Raw genomic sequence first — 18,191 nt, forward strand, 5'->3', positions numbered from 1 at the left:
GCAGGAGCGGGTTTGCTCGCGACAGGCGAAGGCTCAGCGCCCGAAGCGCCCGGGCCAGCCGATGATGGTTTTTGGCCGTGGCGTGGCGTAGGTGCGTACCTTGGAGGTGGACAGCCCCAGGCGCACCAGGGATTCGGCGATGGTCACCGCCGCGGTCACGCCGTCCACCACCGGCACGCCGGTGCGCTGGCGGATCTGTTCGTCCAGGCCGGCCATGCCGCCACAGCCCAGGCAGATCACCTCGGCCTTGTCTTCGCTGACCGCCAGTTCGGCCTGGTGCACGATGGCTTCCACGGCACGCGCCGGATCTTCTTCCAGCTCCAGCACCGCCAGCCCGCTGGCTCGAACCGAGGCGCAGCGGTCGTACAGGCCGGAGAGTTTCAGGCGGTCCTCGATCAGCGGCACGGTGCGATCCAGGGTCGTCACCACCGAATAGGCGTGGCCGAGGAACATTGCGGTGCTGGCGCCGGCGTCGGTGATGTCCACCACCGGCACGTTGAGCAGCTCCTGCAAGCCTTCGCGGCCGTGCTCGCCATAACCGGCCTGGATCACCGCGTCGTAGGGCTGGTCGTAGGACAGCACGCGGTCCATGACGGCGATGGCGGCCAGGTAGCTTTCGAAGTTGCCTTCGATGGAGTCGGCGCCGAAGTGTGGGGTCAGGCCGATGATTTCGGTGCCGGGCGCGGCCACGGCCTGGGCCTGGCGGGCGATAGCCTGGGTGATGGAGTCGGTGGTGTTGACGTTGACCACGAGAATTCGCATGGGCTGTCCTTATCGTTGAGGCATTCGGGGCCCGCCGCAGACGGGCCGTTCAAGGTTAGTGGCTGGCGTTATCGACGGCGATGGATTCACCGCTGACATCCGCATAGTAGGGCTGGCGTTTGGCGACGATCAGGTACAGCAGGCCGGCAATGCCGGCGCCGATCAGCCAGGAGAAGGGCGAGACGCTGGCAAACCCCGGCACCAGGGCCAGGACGATGGCGATCAGCGCCGAGGGAACGAATGCCGCCACCGCCCGCAGGTTGACCCCATGGCTGTAGAAATACGCGCCTTGCGGGTGCTCGCTGTACAGCTCGGGCACGTTGATCCGGCCTTTGCGCAGCAGCCAGTAGTCGACCATGATCACCCCGTACAGCGGCCCCAGCAGGGCACCGAGCCCGGACAGGAAATACACAATCACCAGCGGGCTGTTGTAGAGGTTCCATGGCAGGATCAGCACCGCGAGGGTCGCGCTGATCAGCCCGGCGCGACGGAAGGTCAGGTATTTCGGCGCCAGGTTGCTGAGCACGAAGGCCGGGGCGACGAAGTTGGCCATGATATTCACCGCCACGGTGACGATCAGAAATGCCAGGCAACCGAGTACCAGAAAGAAGGTGTTGGGGATCGAGGCGATGATTTCGGTCGGGCTTTCGATGATCTTGCCGTTGATCTGGAACTGCGCGCCGCAGAGCAACACGGTGATGGCCGCGAACACCAGGATGTTCACCGGCAGGCCCCAGAAGTTGCCGACCTTGATGGTCCGGCGGCAGGGCGAGGAGCGGGCGAAATCGCAGAAGTTGAGGATCAGCGTGCCGTAGATCGCCAGCCACAGCGCGCCGCCGGCGAAGATCTGGCGCCACATTTCGCCACCGCTCAAGGGCTCGCGGATCGACCAGGCGATGCTGGCGTTGGCCTGGGTGTACATCCAGGCGGCGAGGGCGGCAACGGTCACCAGGATCACCGGGCCGGCAAAGGCCTCATAGCGCCGGACCATCTCCATGCCGTAGGCGAGGATCGCCAACTGCACCAGCCAGATCGCCACGAAACACACCCAGCCCAGGCTCGACAGGCCGAGGATCGAGTTGTGGTCGTAGTCGGCGAAGCCGGGGTGGATGGCCGTGAGCAATACCCGGAACACCACCGAGGCCAGGTAGGTCTGGATACCGAACCAGGCGATGGCGATCACCGCGCGGATCAGCGCCGGAATCTGCGCGCCATGGATGCCGAAGCTGATACGGCTGATCACCGGGAAGGGCACGCCGGTCTTCTGGCCCATGTAGCCGGACAGGTTCATGAAGAAGTACACCAGCGCCGCGCCGATACCCAGGGACAGGAGGATCTGCCAGCCGCCCAGGCCCAGGGCGTACAGGCCGATGGCGAAGGAGTAATTGGCGATGTTGTGCACGTCATTGGTCCACAGGGCAAAGATGCTGTAGCCACCCCAGCGCCGGCCTTCGACCTTGGTCGGCGCCAGGTCGCGGTTGTGCAGGCGCGGGCTGAGGTCGACCGGCGAAGCGGTGCCGTGGGCGATGCTGGGGTCGAGGTTGGCGTGGGTATGGGAGGAGGGCAAATCCAGTGCGATGTTATTGGAAGGACTGGTACGCATTCCGGCAGGCTCCTGATCGCGGACCCGCGCTGACTGTGCTTGAGCGCAAGGCTCGGCAGTCTTCGGCGCAGTCCGGGAATCACTGGGTTCTGGGCATCTGCAGGCGGATTCGGGAACCCGGCTTGCGGATGTAAAGTGTATGTATTTTTTATTTAAGTTGTATACAAGATGCGAATCGACCTAAGCCACTTCCGTGCCAGATCCCAATCTAAGCAAGCGACCGATAATTTCGGTTTGTTCTTAAGATTTTCTAAGTGACTGAAACTGCGAAACTATAAATTGACCGATTGAACAGGTATTTATTTTTCGAGGGGGCAGGGTGTGAGCGCGGTGGAGAATGGCCCAGGGAGGAGGGTGTAACTTTTTGGGGCGTAGAGGCATAAAGTGCACACAAAAATGGCACCTGTGGTGACACTTATGTGTACAAGATTTTTACCGGGAGGAGGGGCTTCTGCAGGAGCGAAGCTTGCTCGCGAAGCGGTGTGTCAGATACACCGTCTCGCGAGCAAGCTTCGCTCCTACAGAAGAAAGAGGAATTGGGGCTTTAGCCCTTGCTGATGATATTGCCGGCGTGCAGGCCACATTCCTTCTGCGTGGCTTCTTCCCACCACCAGCGGCCTTCGCGCTCATGCTGGTTCGGCAGCACAGGGCGGGTGCAAGGCTCGCAGCCGATGCTGATGAAGCCGCGTTCGTGCAGGCTGTTGTACGGCAGCTCGAGCATGCGGATGTACCCCCAGATCTCTTCGCTGGTCATCTGCGCCAGCGGGTTGAACTTGTACAGGGTGCGCTCCGGGGTGGAGAAGGCGCTGTCGATCTCCAGTACCGCCACCTGGCTGCGGGTACCCGGGCTCTGGTCGCGGCGTTGGCCGGTGGCCCAGGCGCTGACGGTGGACAGCTTGCGGCGCAGCGGTTCGATCTTGCGGATGCCGCAGCACTCGCCGTGGCCATCCTTGTAGAAGCTGAACAGGCCTTTCTCCTTGACGAAGGGTTCGAGCTTGGCGTGGTCCGGCGAAACCACTTCGATGTCGATCTTGTAGTGCTCGCGTACCTGCTCGATGAAGCGGTAGGTTTCCGGGTGCAGGCGCCCGGTGTCGAGGCTGAACACCTTGACGTTCTTGTTCAGCTTCCAGGCCATGTCCACCAGCACCACATCCTCGGCACCACTGAAAGAGATCCACAGGTCATCGCCGAACTCGGCGAATGCCAGTTTGAGAATGTCCTGGGCGGATTTTTGGGCATAGGTCGCGGCGAGTTCAGCGACATTGAACGATGGGCTCATCAGGGCGGTTTCCTACAGGTCGGTGGCGCTGAGCGCTCTAGATACTGGCGATGGTAACAAAATCCGCCCCCGGCTGGCGCGCTCCTCGCGTTGCGTGGGCCAGGGCGAATCGCTAGAGTTCGGCAGTCCTTTTGCTCGCTCGAATAACCAATACAAATGGGAGTGTCCTGTGGAAATTGCCTGTCTCGACCTGGAAGGTGTACTGGTCCCGGAAATCTGGATCGCCTTTGCCGAAAAAACCGGGATTGAATCCCTCAAGGCGACCACCCGGGATATTCCCGATTACGACGTGCTGATGAAGCAGCGCCTGCGGATTCTCGACGAGCACGGCCTGAAGCTCTCGGACATTCAGGAAGTGATCGCCACCCTCAAGCCGCTGGACGGCGCCATCGAGTTCGTCGACTGGCTGCGCGAGCGTTTCCAGGTGGTGATTCTGTCCGACACCTTCTATGAGTTTTCCCAGCCGCTGATGCGCCAGCTGGGCTTTCCCACGCTGCTGTGCCACCGCCTGGTCACCGACGACAGCGGCCGGGTGACCGGTTACCAGCTGCGCCAGAAAGACCCCAAGCGCCAGTCGGTGCTGGCCTTCAAGAGCCTGTATTACCGGGTGATTGCGGCGGGGGATTCGTACAACGACACCAGCATGCTCGGCGAGGCCGATGCCGGCATTCTGTTCCATGCCCCGGACAACGTGATTCGCGAGTTTCCACAGTTCCCGGCGGTGCACAGCTTTGCCGAGCTGAAGCAGGAGTTCCTCAAGGCGTCGAACCGCGAATTGAGCTTGTAACGCTGTACCTGTAGCCGCTGCCGAAGGCTGCGATCGGCCGGTACGGCCGCGGCGTCTTCCCCAACGCTGAAGGGCCTGCGGCCCTATCGCAGCCTTCGGCAGCGGCTACAGGGGCATGATCAGAGGTTCTGCAAGGTCTCCAGCAGCACCTTCACCTTGGTGATGGACTCCTGATACTCGGCCTGCCAGTCCGAGTCCGCGACAATCCCGCCACCGCCCCAGCAGCAGACTTGCCCATCCTTGACCAGCAGGCTGCGGATGGCGATCGAGCTGTCCATCTCGCCACGCACGTCCAGGTACAGCAGCGAACCGCAATACAGCCCGCGCCGGGTCGGCTCCAGCTCGTCGATGATCTGCATCGCGCGGATCTTCGGTGCGCCGGTGATCGAGCCGCCGGGGAAGCTGCCGGCGATCAGGTCCAGGGCGTCCTTGTCGTCCGCCAGTTCGCCGGTGACGCTGCTCACCAGGTGGTGCACGTTGGGGTAACTCTCCAGGCTGAACAGCTCCGGTACCCGCACCGAGCCGATGCGGCAGGTGCGGCCCAGGTCGTTGCGCAGCAGGTCGACGATCATCAGGTTTTCCGCGCGGTCCTTGGGGCTGGCCAGCAGCTCGGCGGCGTTCGCCGCGTCTTCGGCGGCATCCTGGCCGCGCGGGCGGGTGCCCTTGATCGGCCGGGTTTCCACCTGGCGCTCACTGATCCGCACGAAGCGCTCCGGCGACAGGCTCAGCACCGCGCCACCTTCCGGCAGGCTCTGGAACCCGGAAAAAGGCGTCGGGCAGGCCGCCCGCAGCGCGCAGTAGGCAACCCACGGATCGCCAGCGCAGGGCGCGCGAAAGCGCTGGGCGAAGTTGACCTGATAGCAGTCGCCGGCCTGGATGTATGCCTGGATGCGCTCGAACGCCTGTTGGTACTGCGCGGCGCTGAGGTCAGGCAGCATCGGCCCGCTGAGCTTGAAGCTGTCGTTGGCGCTGACTGGCGCCTGGCCGAACAGAGCGATCAGGCGCTGGCGTTCGGCGGCGGCGAGGGCGGGGTGGAACACCAGTTGGCTGGTGCGCTGCTGATGGTCGCTGATCAGCGCCCAGTCGTAGAGGCCGAAGCGCGCATCGGGCAGTTGCAGGTCATCCAGGGCCTGGCTGGGCAGGCGTTCCAGATGGCGTCCGAAGTCGTAGCTCAGGTAGCCGATCAGCCCGCCGGCGAAAGGCAACTGGTAAGGCGCGGGGATCGCCGCCTGACCCAATTGGTCCAGGTTGAGCCGCAGGCGTTGCAGGAAATCTTCGCCGCTTTCGTCCTTGAGGACGGCCAACTGGGCCCGTGGCCAGGCGCTGAGCAGGTCGTAGCGGCCGCGCTCGGCACTGGGCCGGCCGCTGTCGAGCAGGACGGCGCCAGGGGTATGGCGGATCGCCGCGAAATACTCGGCGGGGTTGGTGCGATAGGGCAGCGGGTGTACGGAACAGGTCGACATGCGGGGCGGATCAGCCATCGGAGGAGCGCGGCTGGCGATTGTAGTCCCCTCAGGGATTTGCTCCTAGTGGGGATGTCGGGGATTGCCCGGTTTACGACGCATTGCCCGCCTCGCCGCATACCCTGTAGCCGCTGCCGAAGGCTGCGAAAGGACCGAAGGTCCTCGGCGATGTCGAAAGCGGCGCCCGCTTCGCGGTCGGGCGCAGCCTGCGGCAGCGGCTACAGGGTTTTTCGTTGCTGTGGATCAGCCTTCCACCGCCGGGATATGGCCGAACAGGTCCTGGGCAAACTGCACGCGCTGCTCGACGGTTTCGCTGATGCCGCGGGCTTTCAGTTCTGCCAGGTGCGCTTCGACCGCGTGGGTGCGCTGGGTCAGGCCGCAGTCGTTGGCGATCTGGATGTTCAGGCCGGGGCGGGCGTTGAGCTCGAGGATCAACGGGCCCTTTTCCTGGTCCAGCACCATGTCCACCCCGATGTAGCCCAGGCCGCACAGCTCGTAGCAGCCGGCCGCCAGCTTCATGAAGCCGTCCCAGTAGGGCAGTTGCACGCCGTCCACCGCGTTGGTGGTGTCCGGGTGCTTGGCGATGATGTTGTTCAGCCAGGTGCCGCGCAGGGTCAGGCCGGTGGCCAGGTCGACGCCGACGCCGATGGCGCCCTGGTGCAGGTTGGCCTTGCCGCCGGACTGGCGGGTCGGCAGGCGCAGCATGGCCATCACCGGGTAGCCCATGAGCACGATGATGCGGATGTCCGGCACGCCTTCGTAGCTGATGCTCTTGAAGATCTGGTCCGGGGTCACCCGGTATTCGATCAGCGCCCGGTCACGGTGGCCGCCCAGGGAATAGAGGCCGGTGAGGATGCTGGAGATGTGGTGCTCGATTTCTTCATGACTGATGATCTTGCCGGACACCGTGCGGTAGCGACCCTCGAAACGGTCGGCAATCACGATGATGCCGTCGCCGCCGGCGCCTTGCGCCGGCTTGATCACGAAGTCGTTGCGCCCGCCGATGATCTCGTCGAGCTTGTCGATTTCCTTCTCCGTGGAGATCACGCCGTACAGTTCCGGCACATGGATGCCGGCCTTGATCGCGCGCTCCTTGGTGATGATCTTGTCGTCGACGATCGGGTACAGGCTGCGCTTGTTGTACTTGAGCACGTAGTCCGCGTTACGCCGATTGATCCCCATGATGCCCCGGGCTTCCAGGGCCTTCCAGGTCTTCCACAGGCCGAACATTACGAATCAGCCTTGACGAAGGCTTTGAAACGGATCAGCTCGGTCAGGCGGTAGCCGCGGTAGCGACCCATCGCCAGCATGAAGCCCACCAGGATCAGCAGCATCGCCGGGAAGGTGAAGACGAAGTAGACCAGCTCCGGCACGCTCATGATCAGGTGTGCCAGGGAGGCGGCGAACAGCGTGCCGATGGCGACTTTCATCGCATGGCCGGCGCCTCGTTCTTCCCAGGTGATCGACAGGCGTTCGATAGTCATGGTCAGGATCACCATCGGGAACAGGGCCACCGACAGGCCGCGTTCCAGGCCGAGTTTGTGGCTGAACAGGCTGATGGCGGCGATCAGCACCACGACGAAGGTCAGCACCACCGACAGCCGCGGCAGCATCTGCAGCTTCAGGTGTTCCAGGTAGGACCTGAGCGACAGCCCGAGCGCGGTGATCACCGTGAACAGCACGATACCGAAGCCCAGCTGGGTTTCGCGGAAGGCCAGGGCGATCAGCACCGGGGTGAAGGTGCCCAGGGTCTGCAAGCCGATCAGGTTGCGCAGCACCAGGATCACCAGCACGCCGATCGGGATCATCACCATGATCATGAAGGTCTGCTGGGTCTGCAGCGGCAGGCCGTACAGCGAGTATTCGAGGAAGTTGGCGTCGGTGTTCTCGTCGGTCAGCTTGGCCAGGCGAATGGCGTTCATTTCGCTGTTGTTCAGGCTGAAGGTGACGGTGGCTTTCTTGCCGCCATCGACGGTGATCAGGCTGTCGTCACCGATCCACCACAACAGGCGGTCGCTGGGCAGGCCTTGTTCGCCGGTTTCCGGGTTGAAGTACAGCCAGTCGGTACCGTTGAAGCTGCGCAGCCACAGTTCCGGGGCCTGCGGCTGGTCGGCCACCAGGCGAATGGTGTGGACCTTTTCCATCGGCACGTGGGCGATGGACAGCAGCAGGTCGACGATCTTGGCTTTGTTCGCCGGCGACGGATCGCCCGCCAGGAGCATCTTGGCGTTGTCGTCGCTGCTGTTGTTGACCCGCTTGATGGCTTCGCTGATGAAGGTCTCGACGTCGGCCGAGTGCTGGCGGATCGGCGCGAGCAGGGCTTCGGCGGCGATCTTTTCCGGGCCTTCGACGGCGATGCTGTCGCGGAAGGTCGGGCCCTTGATCTTGGCTTTTTCCGCGGTGTAGCGCTTGGTCAGCACCAGGCGGTAGTAGAGGGTCTGGTTGCCCTTGGCGCGGCGGGCCGACCAAGTCACCTTGCGGTTGCCGTCGACGCGGTTCACCGCCACCCCGTAATTATTGGAGATGAAGCTCTCGTTCAGGCTGACATAGTCGCGGCTCAGGGGCGGCACGAACATCTGGATCTTGATCGGGTCCTTGGCGTTGGCGACGAACTCGACCTTGGCGTCGATGTTCCACAGGTCGTCGGTGGCGTCTTCGGTCACCGGGATGCCGAGCACGAAAATCTGATAGGCCGTGATCGAAATGCCCAGCACCACCAGGATGGCGATCAGGATTTTCAGATGGAGGGTAAGAGAGCGCATTGGAATTACTCTGCGGTATGAGCGTCGGTGGCGCAGGCAGGTTTGCCAGCAGCGTATTTAAGACTGGGGTCGACCAGTGCATCGAAGCGCTTGAGCGCTTCGGAACCGATCAAGAGCGGGTATTGGAATGCACTGCGGTCGGTCAAGTTCACTTCTATGCTGCGCAGGGCTCTGCCCATGCAGATATCCAGCTCGATGACCGGGCGCGCGGTGTACTTCTTGTTGTTTTCCTCATCGGGGTCGTAGTCGCCGGCGCGGCGCTTGATCTTGCTGACGCGGGCCAGCGGACGTTCGATGGGGTGGGAATGGGCGGCGTCGATGGCCAGGTAGAAGCGTACCCAGGACTCGCCATTGCGCTTGAAGCGCTTGATATCGCGGGCGCTGAGGGAGGCGGTCTTGGCGCCGGTGTCGAGCTTGGCGGCGACTTCCAGGTCGATCCCGGACAGTCTGGCGTATTCATTCAGACCGTAAACGGTCTTGCCGGCGGCGGCACTCAGGCCCGGCAGGCCGAGCAGGCAGAACAGTATGGAGAAGGCCTTGAGTCTCATAGATCCTGGTGCGTTGCATGGGTTCTTCAGTTCAAGGCGACTGGCATTGCTGCGCAAGCTCCCTCGTGTGCTGCCTTATTAATGTGACAGGCAAATGCGGGCGGCATTCTAGCATGCTGGTTTTATGGCGCCAGCGGCGGGGCGGGGGCTTTTGTGCCGGTTTGGTGCAAAGGGTTATTAGACGATTGTCGACAATATCTATTTTTCCTTTGACTGTATCGGTTGTATTGGCTAGTTTTTGTCGCATTGATTTTCAAGGTGTCGACAATATGTTGGATCAGCTCGATCCCCCCGCCGTGACGCAGGACGATTCGGAAACCTTGTCCGAAAACGTCTTCAGGCGCATTCAGGCGGCCATCGTCAAGGGCGAGATCGCCCCGGGCAGCAAGATTTCCGAGCCGGAACTGGCGCGCACCTACGGCATCAGCCGTGGCCCCTTGCGCGAGGCGATCCACCGTCTGGAAGGCCAGCGCCTGCTGGTGCGGGTGCCCCATGTCGGGGCGCGGGTGGTGTCCCTGAGCCACGCCGAGCTGATCGAGCTCTATGAAATCCGCGAATCCCTGGAAGGCATGGCCTGCCGCCTGGCCGCCGAGCGCATGACCAACGAGGAAATCGACGAGCTGCGCCGGGTCCTCGATACCCACGAGCGCGACGCGGCGTTCCAGGCCGGGGTCGGCTACTACCAGCAGGAAGGCGATTTTGACTTCCATTACCGGATCATCCAGGGCGCGGGCAACCGCACCCTCACGCAGATGCTCTGCGGCGAGCTGTACCAACTGGTGCGCATGTACCGCATCCAGTTTTCCGCCACGCCCAATCGCCCGCACCAGGCGTTCGCCGAGCACCACCGGATTCTCGATGCCATTGCCGATCGCGACGGCGAACTGGCCGAGTTGTTGATGCGCCGTCACATCGGTGCTTCCAAACGCAACATTGCCCGTCACTTTCCAGAGTGCGCGCCCTAGAGAGGTGAGTCATGAGTTCCAACAACAAGAGCACTCCAGGCCAGCGCTTTCGCGATGCGGTCGCCAGCGAACGACCGTTGCAGGTGGTCGGCGCCATCAATGCCAACCATGCGCTGCTGGCCAAGCGCGCCGGATTCAAGGCGATCTACCTGTCCGGTGGCGGGGTGGCGGCCGGCTCCCTCGGCGTGCCGGACCTGGGCATCACCGGACTGGACGACGTGCTGACCGACGTGCGCCGCATCACCGACGTCTGCGACCTGCCGTTGCTGGTGGACGTGGACACCGGTTTCGGTTCGTCGGCATTCAACGTGGCGCGCACCGTCAAGTCGATGATCAAGTTCGGCGCGGCGGCGATTCATATCGAGGACCAGGTCGGCGCCAAGCGCTGCGGCCACCGGCCGAACAAGGAGATCGTTTCCCAGCAGGAAATGGTCGACCGCATCAAGGCCGCGGTGGATGCCCGCACCGACGACAGCTTCGTGATCATGGCCCGCACCGACGCCCTGGCGGTGGAGGGGCTGGAGTCGGCCCTGGATCGCGCCGCCGCCTGCATCGAAGCCGGCGCCGACATGGTGTTCCCGGAAGCCATCACTGAACTGGAGATGTACAAGATCTTCGCCAGCCGGGTGAAAGCGCCGATCCTGGCCAACATCACCGAGTTCGGCGCCACGCCGCTGTACACCACCGAGCAACTGAAATCCGTGGATGTTTCCCTGGTGCTGTACCCGCTGTCGGCGTTCCGCGCCATGAACAAGGCGGCGGAGAACGTCTACACCGCGATCCGTCGCGATGGCACCCAGCAGAACGTGATCGACACCATGCAGACCCGCATGGAGCTGTACGACCGCATCGACTACCACACCTTCGAGCAGAAGCTCGATGCGCTGTTCGCCCAGAAGAAGGGGTGATGCCGTACTGATGCAAAACCTGTAGCCGCTGCCGCAGGCTGCGATCGGCAGGCACGGCCGCGGCGCGCCTCTCGACGCAGGAGGACCTTCGGTCCTGTCGCAGCCTGCGGCAGCGGCTACAGAAAGCAGTATTGGTTTTGACGATTTGCCGATTCCCTAACAAATTCAAGATTGGAGAGAGCAATGGCCGAAGCAAAAGTATTGAGTGGCGCTGGCCTGCGTGGCCAGGTGGCCGGACAGACTGCCTTGTCGACCGTGGGCCAGGCCGGTGCCGGGCTGACCTACCGGGGTTACGACGTACGCGAACTGGCGGCCGACGCGCAGTTCGAGGAAGTGGCCTACCTGCTGCTATACGGCGAGCTGCCGACCCAGGCGCAACTGGACGCCTACACCCGGAAGCTGAGCAAGCTGCGCGACCTGCCGCAGGCGCTCAAGGAAGTGCTGGAACGCATTCCGGCCGACGCCCATCCGATGGATGTGATGCGCACCGGTTGCTCGTTCCTCGGCAATATCGAGCCGGAACAGGATTTCTCCGAGCAGCGCGACAAAACCGACCGTCTGCTGGCCGCCTTCCCGGCGATCATGTGCTACTGGTACCGCTTCAGCCACGACGGCAAACGCATCGATTGCGTGACCGACGAGCCGTGCATCGGCAGCCACTTCCTGCACTTGCTGCACGGCAAGAAGCCGAGCGAGCTGCACACCAAGGTGATGAACGTGTCGCTGATCCTCTACGCCGAGCACGAATTCAACGCCTCGACCTTCACTGCCCGGGTCTGTGCCTCGACCCTGTCGGACTTGTACTCCTGTGTCACCGCGGCCATCGGTTCGCTGCGCGGCCCGCTGCACGGCGGCGCCAACGAGGCGGCGATGGAGATGATCGAGCGCTTTGCTTCGCCGGAAGAGGCGATCAAGGGCACCCTCGGCATGCTCGAGCGCAAGGACAAGATCATGGGCTTCGGTCACGCGATCTACAAAGACAACGACCCGCGCAACGAGGTGATCAAGGGCTGGTCGAAAAAGCTCGCCATTGAGGTGGGCGACAAGGTGTTGTTCCCGGTTTCCGAAGCCATCGACAAGACCATGTGGGAGCAGAAGAAGCTGTTCCCCAACGCCGATTTCTACCATGCCTCGGCGTACCACTTCATGGGCATCCCGACCAAGCTGTTCACCCCGATCTTCGTCTGCTCGCGCCTGACCGGCTGGGCCGCCCATGTGTTCGAACAGCGCGCCAACAACCGCATCATCCGTCCAAGCGCCGAGTACGTCGGCGTTGAACAGCGCAAGTTCGTGCCAATCGAACGTCGCTGACCGGTGGCTGCCGTCACTGGCTGAACCCGAAGCCCTGTAGGAGCGAAGCTTGCTCGCGAAGACGGAATGACATTCAACATCTATGTCGACCGTTACACCGCTATCGCGAGCAAGCTTCGCTCCTACAGAGGGCGGTTCAGTGCCGGTGCCAGCCCCACCTTTTGCAATCACCGTGACCGAGTCCTGACGATGAACACTGAATTTCGTAAACCGTTACCCGGTACCCGACTGGACTACTTCGACACCCGCGCGGCTGTCGAGGCGATCCAGCCCGGCGCCTACGACAGCCTGCCGTACACCTCGCGCGTGCTCGCGGAAAACCTGGTGCGGCGCTGCGATCCGGCGACCCTGAGCGCTTCCCTGAAGCAACTGATCGAGCGCAAGCGCGACCTCGACTTCCCGTGGTTTCCGGCCCGCGTGGTGTGCCATGACATTCTTGGCCAGACCGCCCTGGTGGACCTGGCCGGCCTGCGTGACGCCATCGCCGACCAGGGCGGCGACCCGGCCCAGGTCAACCCGGTGGTGCCGACCCAGTTGATCGTCGACCACTCGCTGGCGGTGGAGTGCGGCGGCTTCGACCCGGATGCGTTCGCCAAGAACCGTGCCGTGGAAGACCGGCGCAACGAAGACCGTTTCCACTTCATCAACTGGACCAAGAAGGCCTTCAAGAACGTCGACGTGATCCCGCCGGGCAACGGCATCATGCACCAGATCAACCTGGAGAAAATGTCCCCGGTGATCCAGGCGCGCGATGGTGTGGCCTTCCCCGATACCTGCGTCGGCACCGACAGCCACACCCCGCACGTGGATGCCCTGGGCGTGATCGCCATCGGCGTCGGCGGCCTGGAAGCCGAAAGCGTGATGCTCGGCCGGGCGTCCTGGATGCGCCTGCCGGAAATCGTCGGCGTCGAGCTGACCGGCAAGCTGCAACCGGGCATCACCGCCACCGATATGGTGCTGGCGCTGACCGAATTCCTGCGCAAGCAGAAGGTGGTGGGCGCCTACCTGGAGTTCTTCGGCGAGGGCGCCGCGGCGCTGACCCTGGGTGACCGCGCGACCATTTCCAACATGGCCCCGGAATACGGCGCCACCGCGGCGATGTTCTACATCGACCAGCAGACCATCGACTACCTCAAGCTCACTGGTCGTGAAGACGAGCAAGTACAACTGGTCGAGACCTATGCCAAACAGGCCGGCCTGTGGGCCGACAGCCTGAAGAACGCGCAGTACGAGCGTGGCTTGCAGTTCGACCTGTCCTCGGTGGTGCGCAACATGGCGGGCCCGAGCAACCCCCACGCCCGGGTGGCGACCAGCGACCTGGCGGCCAAGGGCATCGCTGGCCAGTGGGAAGAGGTGCCGGGGCAAATGCCCGATGGCGCGGTGATCATCGCGGCCATCACCAGCTGCACCAACACCAGCAACCCGCGCAACGTGATCGCCGCCGGCCTGCTGGCGCGCAATGCCAACAAGCTCGGCCTGACCCGCAAACCCTGGGTCAAGTCGTCGCTGGCCCCGGGCTCCAAGACCGTCGCCATGTACCTGGACGAAGCGGGCTTGACCAGGGAGCTGGAGCAATTGGGCTTTGGCGTCGTGGCCTTTGCCTGCACCACCTGCAACGGCATGTCCGGCGCGCTGGACCCGGTGATCCAGAAAGAGATCATCGACCGCGACCTGTATGCCACCGCGGTGCTTTCGGGCAACCGCAACTTCGACGGGCGCATCCATCCATACGCCAAGCAGGCGTTCCTCGCGTCGCCGCCGCTGGTGGTGGCTTATGCGATTGCCGGGACCATCCGTTTCGACATCGAGAAGGACGTGCTGGGCCTGGATGCCAACGGCAAGGAAATCCGCCTCAAGGACATCTGGCCGAGCGACGAAGAGATCGACGCGGTGGTCAAGGCTTCGGTGAAACCCGAGCAGTTCCGCAAGGTGTATATCCCGATGTTCGCCATTCACGAAGACACCGGGCCCAAGGTCGAGCCGCTGTACGACTGGCGTGAGATGAGCACCTACATCCGCCGTCCGCCGTACTGGGAAGGCGCCCTGGCCGGGGTGCGCAGCCTGACTGGCATGCGCCCGCTGGCAGTGCTGCCGGACAACATCACCACCGATCACCTGTCGCCGTCCAACGCCATCATGCTCGACAGCGCGGCCGGCGAGTACCTGGCGAAAATGGGCCTGCCGGAAGAGGACTTCAACTCTTACGCGACCCACCGGGGCGACCACCTGACCGCGCAACGCGCGACCTTCGCCAACCCGAAACTGTTCAACGAAATGGTCCAGGAAGGCGGCAAGGTCAAGCAGGGTTCGCTGGCGCGGATCGAGCCGGAAGGCCAGGTCACCCGGATGTGGGAAGCCATCGAGACCTATATGCAGCGCAAGCAGCCGCTGATCATCATCGCCGGCGCCGACTACGGCCAGGGTTCGTCCCGTGACTGGGCGGCCAAGGGCGTGCGCCTGGCCGGGGTGGAAGCCATCGCCGCCGAAGGCTTCGAGCGCATCCACCGCACCAACCTGGTGGGCATGGGCGTGCTGCCGCTGGAGTTCAAGCCGGGCACCGACCGCAAGACCCTGGGCATCGACGGCACCGAAACCTTCGATGTGGTGGGCGAGCGCAAGCCGCGCGCCACGCTGACCCTGGTGATCCAGCGCAAGAACGGCGAGCGGGTCGAGGTGCCGGTGACCTGCCGGCTCGACACCGCCGAAGAGGTGTCGATCTACGAAGCGGGCGGGGTGTTGCAGCGCTTTGCCCAGGACTTCCTCGAATCGGCTGTGGCCAGTTAAGTGACGTACCGGGGGCGGGCCGCAAGGCGCCGCCCTCGGTCTTTATCAGGACCGAAAACTCATGGCTTTCGTAGCGCAAATCAAGATTCCCGCCACCTATATGCGGGGCGGCACCAGCAAGGGTGTGTTCTTCAGCCTGCAAGACCTGCCCGAGGCGGCGCAGCTACCGGGCGCGGCCCGCGATGCCTTGCTGTTGCGGGTGATCGGCAGCCCCGACCCGTACGACAAGCAGATCGACGGCATGGGCGGCGCCACGTCCAGCACCAGCAAGACGGTGATCCTGTCGAAAAGCATCAAGCCCGGCCACGACGTGGATTACCTGTTCGGCCAAGTGTCCATCGACAAACCTTTCGTCGACTGGAGCGGCAACTGCGGCAACCTGTCGGCGGCGGTCGGTTCCTTCGCCATCAGCAGCGGCCTGGTGGATGCCGAGCGCATTGTGCAGAACGGCGTGGCGGTGGTGCGTATCTGGCAGGCCAATATCGGCAAGACCATCATCGCCCACGTGCCGATCACCAACGGCGCGGTCCAGGAAACCGGTGATTTCGAGCTGGACGGGGTGACTTTCCCGGCGGCCGAAGTGCAGTTGGAGTTCCTTGACCCGGCGGCCGAGGAAGAGGGCGCCGGCGGTTCGATGTTCCCCACCGGCAACCTGGTGGACGACCTGGAGGTGCCGGGCGTCGGGACTTTCCAGGCCACCATGATCAATGCCGGGATCCCGACGATTTTCATCAACGCCCGCGACATCGGCTACAGCGGTACCGAGCTGCAGGGCGATATCAACGGCGACCCCAAGGCGTTGGCGATGTTCGAGACTATTCGCGCCCACGGCGCGCTGCGCATGGGGCTGATCCAGAATCTGGATGAAGCGGCCAAGCGTCAGCACACGCCCAAGGTCGCCTTTGTCGCGCCGCCCGCGGGCTACCAGGCTTCCAGTGGCAAGGCGGTGCAGGCCGCGGATGTCGATCTGCTGGTGCGCGCGCTGTCCATGGGCAAGCTGCACCACGCGATGATGGGCACCGCAGCGGTGGCCATTGGCACGGCGGCGGCGATCCCCGGGACCCTGGTCAACCTGGCGGCCGGCGGCGGTGAGCGCAGCGCGGTGCGCTTCGGCCACCCGTCGGGGACCCTGCGCGTCGGCGCCGAAGCCGTGCAGGACAACGGCGAATGGAGCGTGACCAAGGCCATCATGAGTCGTAGCGCGCGGGTCTTGATGGAAGGCTGGGTGCGTGTGCCCGGCGACGCGTTCTAAATCATAAACGGCCCCTGTAGGAGCGAGCTTGCTCGCGATAGCGATACCACGGTCGACATCGATGTCGACAGTCCATCCGTCATCGCGAGCAAGCTCGCTCCTACAATGGGTTGAATAAAAAAGTAACCCGATCAGCCTGACCTTGAGGATGCAACCCAACCCTTGATGGAGTGAACTGCCCATGAGTGCCAATGTTGATCTGAACGAACGCCCCGATTACGACCAGGTCCTGCAGGATATCGCCGACTACGTTCTGAACTATCGGATCGAGTCCCGCGAGGCTCTGGATACCGCCCGCAACTGCCTGATGGACACCCTCGGCTGCGGCCTGCTGGCCCTGCGCTTTCCAGAGTGCACCAAGCACCTGGGGCCGATAGTGGAGGGCACGGTCGTGCCGTTTGGCGCGCGGGTGCCGGGTACCCGCTTGCGCCTGGACCCGGTCAAGGCGGCCTGGGATATCGGCTGCATTGTCCGTTGGCTGGATTACAACGACACCTGGCTCGCCGCCGAGTGGGGCCATCCTTCCGACAACCTCGGTGGCATCCTCGCCGTGGCCGATCACCTGTCGCAAAAACGCGTGGCCAATGGCGAAGCGCCGCTGACCATGCGTGCGGTGCTCGAGGCCATGATCATGGCCCATGAGATCCAGGGGGTGATTGCCCTGGAAAACTCCTTCAACCGGGTCGGCCTCGACCATGTGCTGCTGGTGAAAGTCGCCTCGACCGCGGTCACCGCCAAGTTGATGGGGGCCAACCGCGAGCAGTTGCTGGCGGCGCTGTCCCATGCCTTTGTCGATGGCCAGGCGCTGCGTACCTATCGCCATGCGCCGAACGCCGGTTCGCGCAAATCCTGGGCGGCGGGGGATGCCACCAGCCGTGGCGTGCGCCTGGCGGATATCGCCCTGCGTGGCGAGATGGGCATCCCGGGAGTGCTGAGCGCGCCGCAGTGGGGCTTCTACGACGTGCTGTTCAGCCACACCAACAAGGACCTGGCGCTCAAGCCCGAAGACCAGCGCCGTTTCAGCCTGTCGCAGCAGTACGGCAGCTATGTGATGGAAAACGTGCTGTTCAAGATCAGCTTCCCGGCCGAGTTCCATGCGCAGACCGCCTGTGAAGCGGCGGTGACCCTGCACCCGCTGGTGCGCAATCGCCTGCACGAGATCGACAGGATCGTCATCACCACCCACGAATCGGCGATCCGCATCATTTCCAAGGTCGGCCCACTGGCCAACGCCGCCGACCGCGACCACTGCATCCAGTACATGACCGCCGTGCCGCTGGCGTTCGGCAACCTGGTGGCCGAGCACTATGAAGACGGCTTCCATGCCGCCCACCCGATCATCGATCAGTTGCGCGAGAAGATGCAGGTCGTCGAGGAGCCGCGCTACACCCGCGAGTACCTGGAGGCCGACAAGCGCTCCATCGCCAATGCGCTACAGGTGTTTTTCAAGGATGGCTCGAGCTCCGAGCAGGTGGTGGTGGAATACCCGATTGGCCATCGCCGGCGTCGCGCCGAAGGCATTGCGCTGCTGGAAGACAAGTTCAAGGCCAACCTGGCCACCCGCTTCACGGCCCAGCGTTCAGCGCAGATCTTTGCCCTGTGTAAGGACCAGGCGCAGCTGGAAGCCACGGCGGTGCACCGGTTCGTGGACCTGTTGGTGATCTGAGGGCAGGGCGGACCGTTGGTCTGATCGCGAGCAAGCTCGCTCCTACAAGATCTTGTAGGCCATGTAGGAGCAGCCGGTCGACGCTCGATTGCTCGCGATAG

The 18,191-nt window shown here is 63.5% G+C and carries 14 protein-coding genes; 7 read left to right on the top strand and 7 right to left on the bottom strand.

All coding sequences use genetic code 11. The features are described from left to right. Positions 1-33: 33 nt before the first annotated feature. The 3 genes from J4E58_RS00950 to J4E58_RS00960 form a co-directional block, all read right to left on the bottom strand. The gene (locus J4E58_RS00950) at positions 34-762 is read right to left on the bottom strand and encodes an aspartate/glutamate racemase family protein (RefSeq protein WP_087088677.1); all 729 of its coding nucleotides are present in this window, start codon (positions 760-762) and stop codon (positions 34-36) included. 55 nt (positions 763-817) lie between these two features. Continuing rightward, the gene (locus J4E58_RS00955; RefSeq protein WP_087088675.1) at positions 818-2,365 is read right to left on the bottom strand and encodes an NCS1 family nucleobase:cation symporter-1; all 1,548 of its coding nucleotides are present in this window, start codon (positions 2,363-2,365) and stop codon (positions 818-820) included. Positions 2,366-2,909: 544 nt separating this feature from the next. After that, complete coding sequence (locus J4E58_RS00960; protein WP_007930635.1) at positions 2,910-3,644, bottom strand: phosphoadenylyl-sulfate reductase; 735 nt, start codon at positions 3,642-3,644, stop codon at positions 2,910-2,912. Positions 3,645-3,813: 169 nt separating this feature from the next. Between J4E58_RS00960 and thrH the strand changes: the two genes are divergently transcribed. After that, complete coding sequence (gene thrH / locus J4E58_RS00965) at positions 3,814-4,431, top strand: bifunctional phosphoserine phosphatase/homoserine phosphotransferase ThrH (protein WP_009047891.1); 618 nt, start codon at positions 3,814-3,816, stop codon at positions 4,429-4,431. A 119-nt stretch (positions 4,432-4,550) separates the two neighbouring features. Here thrH and pabB read toward each other — a convergent pair whose 3' ends face one another. From pabB to J4E58_RS00985, 4 genes are all read right to left on the bottom strand, one after another. Next, on the bottom strand, positions 4,551-5,894 hold the full coding sequence (pabB, locus tag J4E58_RS00970) for an aminodeoxychorismate synthase component I (RefSeq protein ID WP_087088673.1): 1,344 nt from the start codon (positions 5,892-5,894) through the stop codon (positions 4,551-4,553). Between the two features lie 243 nt (positions 5,895-6,137). Continuing rightward, complete coding sequence (locus tag J4E58_RS00975) at positions 6,138-7,124, bottom strand: alpha-L-glutamate ligase-like protein (protein ID WP_007930638.1); 987 nt, start codon at positions 7,122-7,124, stop codon at positions 6,138-6,140. Next, a complete protein-coding gene (locus J4E58_RS00980) occupies positions 7,124-8,656 on the bottom strand; it encodes an inactive transglutaminase family protein (RefSeq protein WP_007930639.1) in 1,533 nt (510 codons plus the stop codon). The genes J4E58_RS00975 and J4E58_RS00980 overlap by 1 nt, the downstream gene beginning before the upstream one ends. Before the next feature lie 5 nt (positions 8,657-8,661). Beyond that, complete coding sequence (locus tag J4E58_RS00985; RefSeq protein ID WP_087088671.1) at positions 8,662-9,204, bottom strand: ATP-dependent zinc protease; 543 nt, start codon at positions 9,202-9,204, stop codon at positions 8,662-8,664. Positions 9,205-9,473: 269 nt separating this feature from the next. On the opposite strand from J4E58_RS00985, the gene J4E58_RS00990 reads away from it, so the two are divergent. The 6 genes from J4E58_RS00990 to prpD all read left to right on the top strand — a co-directional run bounded on the left by J4E58_RS00990 (position 9,474) and on the right by prpD (position 18,090). Then, on the top strand, positions 9,474-10,169 hold the full coding sequence (locus tag J4E58_RS00990) for a GntR family transcriptional regulator (RefSeq protein ID WP_053260254.1): 696 nt from the start codon (positions 9,474-9,476) through the stop codon (positions 10,167-10,169). 11 nt (positions 10,170-10,180) lie between these two features. Further along, positions 10,181-11,077 (top strand): methylisocitrate lyase, encoded by an 897-nt coding sequence (gene prpB / locus J4E58_RS00995; RefSeq protein WP_009042912.1) that lies wholly within the window; start codon positions 10,181-10,183, stop codon positions 11,075-11,077. Between the two features lie 183 nt (positions 11,078-11,260). Continuing rightward, entirely contained in the window at positions 11,261-12,388 is a 1,128-nt protein-coding gene (gene prpC / locus J4E58_RS01000) for a 2-methylcitrate synthase (RefSeq protein WP_087088669.1), read from the top strand. A 189-nt stretch (positions 12,389-12,577) separates the two neighbouring features. Next, a complete protein-coding gene (gene acnD / locus J4E58_RS01005; protein ID WP_087089305.1) occupies positions 12,578-15,172 on the top strand; it encodes a Fe/S-dependent 2-methylisocitrate dehydratase AcnD in 2,595 nt (864 codons plus the stop codon). 61 nt (positions 15,173-15,233) lie between these two features. Next, the gene (gene prpF / locus J4E58_RS01010) at positions 15,234-16,424 is read left to right on the top strand and encodes a 2-methylaconitate cis-trans isomerase PrpF (RefSeq protein ID WP_087088667.1); all 1,191 of its coding nucleotides are present in this window, start codon (positions 15,234-15,236) and stop codon (positions 16,422-16,424) included. A 181-nt stretch (positions 16,425-16,605) separates the two neighbouring features. Then, positions 16,606-18,090 (top strand): 2-methylcitrate dehydratase, encoded by a 1,485-nt coding sequence (gene prpD / locus J4E58_RS01015; protein ID WP_087088665.1) that lies wholly within the window; start codon positions 16,606-16,608, stop codon positions 18,088-18,090. The last annotated feature ends 101 nt before the right edge of the window (positions 18,091-18,191 follow it).

Origin of the sequence: Pseudomonas sp. FW305-25, from assembly GCF_017351415.1 — a bacterium.
GTDB classification, from domain to species: domain Bacteria; phylum Pseudomonadota; class Gammaproteobacteria; order Pseudomonadales; family Pseudomonadaceae; genus Aquipseudomonas; species Aquipseudomonas chlororaphis.

Excerpts from the sequence above, each read along its gene's own strand:
- prpB (WP_009042912.1), top strand. The coding sequence starts at position 10,181 with ATGAGTTCCAACAACAAGAGCACTCCAGGCCAGCGCTTTCGCGATGCG.
- J4E58_RS00980 (WP_007930639.1), bottom strand. The coding sequence starts at position 8,656 with ATGCGCTCTCTTACCCTCCATCTGAAAATCCTGATCGCCATCCTGGTG.
- J4E58_RS00950 (WP_087088677.1), bottom strand. The coding sequence starts at position 762 with ATGCGAATTCTCGTGGTCAACGTCAACACCACCGACTCCATCACCCAG.
- J4E58_RS00975 (WP_007930638.1), bottom strand. The coding sequence starts at position 7,124 with ATGTTCGGCCTGTGGAAGACCTGGAAGGCCCTGGAAGCCCGGGGCATC.
- J4E58_RS00960 (WP_007930635.1), bottom strand. The coding sequence starts at position 3,644 with ATGAGCCCATCGTTCAATGTCGCTGAACTCGCCGCGACCTATGCCCAA.
- prpD (WP_087088665.1), top strand. The coding sequence starts at position 16,606 with ATGAGTGCCAATGTTGATCTGAACGAACGCCCCGATTACGACCAGGTC.
- pabB (WP_087088673.1), bottom strand. The coding sequence starts at position 5,894 with ATGTCGACCTGTTCCGTACACCCGCTGCCCTATCGCACCAACCCCGCC.
- J4E58_RS00955 (WP_087088675.1), bottom strand. The coding sequence starts at position 2,365 with ATGCGTACCAGTCCTTCCAATAACATCGCACTGGATTTGCCCTCCTCC.
- acnD (WP_087089305.1), top strand. The coding sequence starts at position 12,578 with ATGAACACTGAATTTCGTAAACCGTTACCCGGTACCCGACTGGACTAC.
- J4E58_RS00990 (WP_053260254.1), top strand. The coding sequence starts at position 9,474 with ATGTTGGATCAGCTCGATCCCCCCGCCGTGACGCAGGACGATTCGGAA.
- J4E58_RS00985 (WP_087088671.1), bottom strand. The coding sequence starts at position 9,204 with ATGAGACTCAAGGCCTTCTCCATACTGTTCTGCCTGCTCGGCCTGCCG.
- prpF (WP_087088667.1), top strand. The coding sequence starts at position 15,234 with ATGGCTTTCGTAGCGCAAATCAAGATTCCCGCCACCTATATGCGGGGC.
- prpC (WP_087088669.1), top strand. The coding sequence starts at position 11,261 with ATGGCCGAAGCAAAAGTATTGAGTGGCGCTGGCCTGCGTGGCCAGGTG.